Origin of the sequence: Pseudomonas sp. AM4(2022), from assembly GCF_036346515.1 — a bacterium.
Classification (GTDB): Bacteria; Pseudomonadota; Gammaproteobacteria; order Pseudomonadales; family Pseudomonadaceae; genus Aquipseudomonas; species Aquipseudomonas paracarnis.
Genome location: NZ_JAOTNW010000066.1, coordinates 1 through 636 on the forward strand (window position 1 = coordinate 1; position 636 = coordinate 636).

Here is a 636-nt window from a genome sequence, read left to right on the forward strand (position 1 = left end):
ACCACTGCGGTTGCCCAACAGCGTGCCAATCGGTGCGTAGACGGCGCCGCACGGATCGCCCTTGCGCGCCTTCCACAGCAATGGCGTGACCACAGTTTCGGTCGGGCCGTAGCCGTTGAACAGGTAGGTCGGCTTGAGTGCTCGCCAGGCCAGGTCATAGCTGGCCTGGGCCACCGCATCACCGCCGAAGCAGTACACGCGAACCTTCGGCGGGTTGCCGTCACACTCGGCATGTTCGGCCAACTGTTGCAGGTACACCGGTGGAAACACCGCCATGGTCACGTTGTGACGATGCATTTGCTGGTAGGTGTATTCCGGCAGCCACAGGCTGTCGTCACGAATCAGCACGCTGGCGCCGTTGATCAACGGGTGCATCCAGCCTTCGTGGGAGCCGTCGAAAGCGAACGACATGAAATGCAGTTCGCAGTCGGCTGGCGAGGTTTCATAACGCTCGCCGGTGGCGATGATGTGGGCCACCAGTGGACCGTGGGACACCGCCACGCCCTTGGGCATGCCGGTGGAGCCGGAGGTGTAGATCACGTAGGCGAGGTTGTCGCCGTTCAATTCGATCTTCGGCACCGTGTCACTGTGATCGGCCCACTCCTCGGTGCGATCAATCGCCAGGCTATCGAGGCT

The 636-nt window shown here is 62.3% G+C and carries 1 protein-coding gene; it reads right to left on the reverse strand.

All coding sequences use genetic code 11. The features are described from left to right. Window positions 1–636 (reverse strand): AMP-binding protein (locus ODQ19_RS27975; RefSeq protein WP_330211835.1); only part of this gene is annotated, 636 nt, incomplete at both ends.